Below are 6647 nucleotides of genomic sequence, written 5' to 3'. Positions count from 1 at the left end.
TGGAGATGCCATGCATGTATCCGACTGGGTGAACTGGAATGAGGGGCTGGAAGTGATGGCTGTCCATGAACATGACGATGCTTCTTACCATGTGGAAATACATGATGCGGAGACGGGTAAAATTTTGATGGGATATCATGTTGGACGGGATACCGGAAGAGGAGTAGCGGCTGATATTGATCCTACCGCATCCGGAGCGGAGTTCTGGTCAATTGCATCTCCTGATTCATCCGCTGAAGAAGAGCCGTCCTGGGATTCCAGGGATGGCGGCGTATATTCCACGATGTCAACTTTGGAAAATTTAATTACGTTGTCCGGGAAGTCGCCGGCATCCAATGCAAGCATTTTCTGGGACGGAGATCTGTTAAGTGAAATTCAGGATCACAGATTTGACAGCGAAGCCTATAAACCCCTTGCCGTAAACCTGGCTAAATGGGACTATGAGAACAATCAGGAAGTGACGCTGTTTGATTCAACGGAAATTCTGTCAAACAACGGGACCAAAGGGAATACCGGTTTGACTGCGGATATCTTAGGCGACTGGAGGGAAGAAATCATCTCCCGCAGCAGCAGCGACCAGAACAAAATCCGCATCTATGCATCTACCATTCAGACAGATTATGTCGTACCATGCCTCCTGGAAAACAGGGCATACAGACAGGGCGTGGCATGGCAGAATGTAGCGTACAATCAGCCGGCGAATTTAAGCTATCTCTTGTCGGAAGGATTGATCACAGCGCAGTTAATGGCAGAGGAGGACAGGAGCTTATCCGATTCCTTAACGTTTACCTTTACGCCTGCAAGTGATGGTGTCTATGGACATGAAATTACGGCTTATGAAATCTACAGATCCGAAGATGGCAAATCATACAGTCTCATTGATACTTTACCGGCAGACAATAAGCAGGAAGCCTATACGTATACCGATCATAAATTAGAAGCAGATACCGTCTATTATTATAAAACGGCAGCAGTCGTGGATGGAAAAACTTCTTATGGGTCAAAGCCGGTTGAAATGAAAACAAAAAGAAAAGCTTCGGAAGTCCTATACCGGTTTGATTTTGGGATTACCAGTGACAAGACAGCCCAAGGATGGATCGGGATCACCGTAAATGGAAAAGGGGGCAGCAGGACCAACGATGAGCTTGGGATTACTTATTCCAAAGAAAAAAAATTCGGCTTTGCGGATGGGGCAGCGATCATTACAGGGCGTTCAGAGGACTATACTTATGACAAGGGGGGAATTACGGCAGACGTCTATCAGGACTTTGCTTTGCCGGATGGCAATACCTTCTGTGCAGATGTGCCAAACGGAAGCTACCAGGTGGAGATTGTGGGCGGTTCGGCATATAAAAGTACGGTAAAAGGAGATCTGGAAGGAACTGTGGCAGTAAAGGTGGAAAGCGGTGCCAACAGCTATGCAGTCGGGACTTACGAAGTAGAAGTTACAGATGGCCAGTTAAATTTTAACTGTGCCCCAAATTCCATATCCAGATTAGATGCTTTGATTATTACCAGAATAGAAAAATAGATATATACAAAATAGAAAAATTTAATTTATACAAATGGGGCTGTCAATCGACAGCCCCATTTGTATGATCAATGAAATCTGCGCTCAATGACGAGGCAAAGAGACTGTGTACCATCATAAGTCAAAACAAAACCCCCTCGGTTTCAGAAAAAAATCACATCCACCCCGTATATTCCAAAACCGACTGGTTTTTCAAAACTGACATCTTCTTGCGCCATTCTTTCGGTGAGATACCCAGGAGTGCGGAAAAATGTCTGTTAAAGCTGGAAATAGAATGAAATCCCACCCGCTCGGAAACAGTAAGGATGGAATACTCCGTGGTACGCAGCATGGAACTGGCTTTTAATATCCGTGTGGTATTGATAAATTCAAGCGGGCTGGTATCCATAATCCCATGAAAGAGCCTGCGAAAGTGCGTGGGGCTTAAATGGCACAGATCCGCCAGATAATCTATGGAAAAGGAATGCATGTAGTTGGTCTTAATATAGTCCAGGGCTGGGGCGATTACCAGTGTGTTTTCCGGTGCCTGATATGCCTGAGAAGAGGCGGAATCTGAACGCAGGCGCATCAGCTCTGTGATCAGGGAAACAAATAATCCCCGGACACTGACCTGGTAGTTCATTTTCTTTTCCTGCATTTCCGTAACCATCCGGTGGACGAGATCATAAATAAAAGGATATTCGGCTTTGGGCATAATTCTGCGGAAATTGTGGATCAGGTCGATTAAAATCTGGGAATGGGGAAGCGCGTCGATCGGAAAAAAGGGATGTAAAAATTCTTCCACATCTACAAAGAGATAAGACCACCTGCTGGCAGTTCCGGGAGAGCTGTATGTAGTGTGGGGGATATCGCACGCCACAATGGTGACATCATCGGCATGAAAGGAAAATGGCGTGTCTTCAAATTCCATGGTTCCGCTTTCGGAGTGGCACAGACCGATCTCCAGGCAGTTATGAAAATGAAGCCGACCGGATTTGATATCTGAGATATGCCAGCGGTCGCCTGTAAGCAGAAGAATTGGAAAGTTTTCCGGCAGTTCATAGTTACGATATTCGATAATCGTTTTTGCTTGTTTGGACATTTTGCACACTCCTGTTCTTTGTGGTTTGTAACTATTATACATTATAGCTATTTGAGATTTCAACCATAATTTTAGAAGAAAGTTCTTCTTAGATTAATAAAGTCACACTAAATTATAATTTTAAATGATAATTATGGAATTAGTTATAAAAAAATAGAATGTATAAAAAGTTATTCTAAATAAGTTTAGACAAAAGTAGACAAATTTTTTGGATAAATGGTTGAAAATGCATAGATTTGGCATTTGTATGCTGAGAAGCGTTATTTGATCTTTTGTATAATTAAAGCCATGTAGAGAAGAAAAAGTTGTGAATAGGAGAGTGAGTAAAATGAGTGTGACGGCAAAGCAGAGGAATCGGAACCCGGGGGTTACCGTACCCGGAAAGAAATACGGAATAGGTTACTATCTTAAGAAAGACTGGCAGTTATATCTGCTTATGTTATTACCGATGCTATTTATTCTGATCTTTAAATTTGGTTCCTATTTTGGATTGTTTATTGCATTTAAAGACTATAAGGTTGCCAAAGGATTTACGGGCAGCGAATGGGTTGGCTGGGAAGTATTTCAGAAAATATTTGCCAAGAGAGATTTTGGAAAAGCGGTATTCAATACGCTGTATCTGAACATTCTGGATTTGATTTTTGGCTTTCCCATGCCGATCATATTGGCGTTGATTTTAAATGAAATTCGTAATAAGTATTTCAAAAAGGTAACACAGACATTATTATATCTGCCCCATTTTTTATCCTGGATTATTATCGGAGCGGTGGGATACCAGTTATTCAGTCTGAACAGCGGTGTCATAAATACCATTTTAGAAAATGTGGGTGCGCACAGGATTCCTTTCTTACAGGAAGACACCCAGTGGCTCATTACCTATATTGCCATTGGAGTATGGCAGTCCATGGGATGGGGAACGATTATCTACCTGGCATCGATTACCAGTGTCAGCCCGGAATTATATGAGGCGGCAAGAGTGGATGGAGCGGGGCGGTTTAAACAGTGCCTTCACGTGACCCTTCCCTGTATCCGGGGAACCATTGTAACCCTTTTAATTATGAATCTGGGTAAGGTAATGGGCGGTTCCTTTGAACGTATTTTCGCAATGAGCAATGCTAAGGTAACGGAATACACAACAACAATTCCGGTGCTGGTGTACCGGTGGGGTATTGAAAACAATAAATTCAGTGAAGCTACGGCGCTTGGGCTGTTCCAGTCGGTAATCGGACTTCTGCTGGTTCTGGGAGCAGATTTTATTGCAAAACGCCTGGGTGAAGACGGATTAATTTAAAGGAGGATAGTTTATGAGTCAGACAGCAGCATTCCTGCCCCGCAAAAGGCAGGGACTTAAAACAAAGGTTTCAAATATCACCTGGAATACAATATTTTATATCATTTTAACCATATCTTCATTAACCTGTGTATTACCCTTTTTACATATATTTGCAAAATCTATCAGTGCGGAGGCATACGTAACGGCAAACAAAATATTTTTGCTTCCCAAAGGAATCAATCTGAATGCATATGCTAAAGTATTTGCTGATTCATCGATTATCCGTTCACTGTTTGTATCCGTAGTGGTTACGGTCACCTTTACCGTCATCGGTATGTTTTTGACCATCTGCGCTGCATATGCCCTGACCAGAAAGGAACTGAAGGGAAGAAAGATCATGAGCTTCCTGTGCATGTTCACCATGTATTTTGCAGGCGGTACCATTCCGGAATACCTGCTAATGAATAACCTTCATATGCTGGACACCTGGTGGTGTATGATTTTGCCGCTGTCCTTCTCGGCTTATAATCTGCTGATTATGAAGAATTTCTTTCAGTCTTCCATTCCGGACAGTCTGGTGGAATCGGCAGTACTGGATGGCGCTGGACATATGAGGATACTCTGGAGCATCGTGGTACCCCTGTCAAAACCCATTAATGCCACGATTGCACTGTTCTATGCAGTGGGAAGATGGAATGCCTATCAGGATGCACTTTTCTATATCAAACAGAGAACGGATTTAAGGCCGCTGCAGTTAAAATTGTATTATCTTATTGTATCTGCATCCGAGTCATTTAAATCAGAAGGCGGATCTACCGGATTAATGACCAATCCGGAGGTGCTGCAGGCGGCATGTATTATGTTTGCAACGATTCCCATTATCTGCATCTATCCATTTGTACAGAAGTATTTTGTACAGGGAACGATGATCGGAGCCGTAAAAGGTTAGGTCTTCGAGGAAAACTCGATTACTATATAAACTGTTAACCATGAAAAATCAGGAGGAATGAGTATGAAAAGAAAATTGCAGAAAGCAGCAGCGCTTACGCTTGCGGGAACTATGATATTAGGAGCGGTTACCGGGTGTGGAGGAGATAAGACATCAGCCACCGAAGCAAAGACAGATCAGAAAACAGAAGCCGGTTCCAAAGAGGCGGATACAAATAAAGATTCCAAAAATGGAACGGAAAAAGGATCAGGTAAAGAATCGGAAAATGGTTCGGAATCAGGTTCTGAGGATGCAAAAGGTGACTATACGGATTATTCCAAAGGATTTCCCGAGAAAGTAACGATTAAAATTCCGGTCTATGACAGAGGATTTGAGGGTTGGGACCCTACTAATAACTATTATACAAAATGGATTCAGTCCGAATTTGGAGACAAATATAATGTTGAGGTGCAGTATGTGGCGATCGGACGGACAACGGAAGTGACCGACTATATGCAGATGATAGCCGCAGGCAGTGCACCGGATATTATTTTCCACTATGATATGCCCCAGGCGGTGAGCTATTACAATGAAGGGGCAATGCAGCCGCTGGATCTTCAGGAAATTGCTTATTACGCGCCCGCCTATTCCGAAAAATTAGGAGATACCATCCGGGACTACGGAGAAATGAACGGCGAAAATATATTCTTCTTCGCAGACAGAGATGCGATCTATTACAACTGGGTGACCCTCATCCGGCAGGACTGGCTGGATCAGGTCAAGATGGAGATGCCCACAAACCGTGAGGAACTGGAGGCAGTTGCACAGGCGTGGAAGGATGCCGGACTGGGAACGCTGGGAGAACGCCTTGTAAATAAAAGCTTTACTTATGATTACGCATTTCGCGGTCAGGAGGTTGATCAGACGGAGCTAGCCTTATATTCCGATCTGAATGTGCCGGCACTGACCTGGAAGCCCACAGAAGATTATCTTCGGACTTTGAACAAAGAATATAACGAGGGGCTTATTGATGCAGAATTTTATCTGAAAAAAGAAGAACCGGACGTAGTTGGAGATTTTGTTTCCGGCAAGACCGGAACTTATGGATTCTATATGACCAATACAACAGACGTTATTAACAGTTTAACAACCAATGATCCAAATGCAAAAGTAGCTGTTTTAGATCCGTCTGCTTTTGCGCCAAAGGACAGCAAACCTTATTATTATGAATATCCTTCCTATGGCATGGTGATGGGAATGAATGCTAAGACAACCGATGAGCAGAGAGCCGCAATCTGGATGTTCTTAGACTGGATGATTCAGGATGATAATTTGTTCTATCTGCAAAATGGAGTGGAAGGACAGAATTATACGCTGGATGAAGATGGAATAGCAGTGCCGGCAGCAGAGTTTAACGGTGAATCCAAACTTTCCAACAATAATAATAAAGATTACTGGTGTCTGGTTGCAGAAGTGGCAAGCTATGGTGATGAACAGAAAAATCTGAAAGCAAATATGAAAACCCTTGCACCGGCAGGATACGAAGATCTGATCAGGCAGTCCTATGATTACACGAAGAAGATCGAATCTTACGGTTTAATCAATACGATTTTTACAAAACCGGTTGAGAGCTCCAGTGAGTATGCATCCGATCTGAGTGCTTTGTGGCAGGAAGTATATGTAGATATGGTGACTTCGGCTCCCGAAGAATTTGATGAGAAATATAAGGCAGCTTGTGAGGAATATCTGGATGCCGGATACCAGGAAATTCTGGATGAGAAACAGGCGTTGTTAGATGAAGGGGCATACAAATAATATAGCTCTTAGGCTGCTG

General features: G+C 43.2%; 4 protein-coding genes and 1 pseudogene. 4 read left to right on the top strand and 1 reads right to left on the bottom strand.

All coding sequences use genetic code 11. The features are described 5' to 3' along the window. Positions 1–1531 (top strand): annotated as a pseudogene (locus ACH2DQ_RS00105) (hypothetical protein); the annotation flags it as partial. Between the two features lie 154 nt (positions 1532–1685). Here the strand turns inward: ACH2DQ_RS00105 and ACH2DQ_RS00100 are convergent. Beyond that, a complete protein-coding gene (locus tag ACH2DQ_RS00100) occupies positions 1686–2612 on the bottom strand; it encodes a helix-turn-helix domain-containing protein (protein WP_395024977.1) in 927 nt (308 codons plus the stop codon). 328 nt (positions 2613–2940) lie between these two features. On the opposite strand from ACH2DQ_RS00100, the gene ACH2DQ_RS00095 reads away from it, so the two are divergent. The 3 genes from ACH2DQ_RS00095 to ACH2DQ_RS00085 all read left to right on the top strand — a co-directional run bounded on the left by ACH2DQ_RS00095 (position 2941) and on the right by ACH2DQ_RS00085 (position 6628). Then, positions 2941–3903: an ABC transporter permease gene (locus ACH2DQ_RS00095; protein ID WP_394912277.1), complete on the top strand. Its 963-nt coding sequence runs from the start codon at positions 2941–2943 to the stop codon at positions 3901–3903. A 13-nt stretch (positions 3904–3916) separates the two neighbouring features. After that, the gene (locus ACH2DQ_RS00090; RefSeq protein WP_394912276.1) at positions 3917–4834 is read left to right on the top strand and encodes a carbohydrate ABC transporter permease; all 918 of its coding nucleotides are present in this window, start codon (positions 3917–3919) and stop codon (positions 4832–4834) included. A gap of 63 nt (positions 4835–4897) precedes the next feature. Then, positions 4898–6628, top strand: a complete 1731-nt coding sequence (locus tag ACH2DQ_RS00085; protein WP_394912275.1) for an ABC transporter substrate-binding protein — start codon at positions 4898–4900, stop codon at positions 6626–6628. The last annotated feature ends 19 nt before the right edge of the window (positions 6629–6647 follow it).

The organism is Robinsoniella sp. (genome assembly GCF_034124845.1).
This window is presented reverse-complemented; position numbering and strand designations above follow the sequence as displayed.